1 protein-coding gene is annotated in these 248 nt (G+C 61.7%); it reads right to left on the reverse strand.

The features are described from left to right. A partial coding sequence (locus tag SCA31_RS24865) for a biotin/lipoyl-binding protein (protein WP_410699623.1) occupies nt 1-248 on the reverse strand: 248 nt, incomplete at both ends.

The following is a 248-nucleotide window of genomic DNA, read 5'->3' on the forward strand; positions in this document are numbered from 1 at the left end:
GCCAGCGCCAGTTCGTATTGCTGCGGATCGATGCGAAACAGCATCTGACCCTTGGCGACCGGGCTGTTGTCGGAAACCGCGACATCTACCACCCGGCCGGAAACTTCAGGCGCGATGCCGACCACATAGGCGTTGACCGTCGCCTGCGCCGTTATTGGCGTGCGGCGTTCCATGAAAACGGAAACCGCGAAGGTGAAGACAAGAAACACGAGGACGCAGACCGCGACCCGGCGCAACGGGTTTCGTGC

Origin of the sequence: Chryseobacterium sp. SIMBA_028, from assembly GCF_046535285.1 — a bacterium.
GTDB lineage: Bacteria > Bacteroidota > Bacteroidia > Flavobacteriales > Weeksellaceae > Chryseobacterium.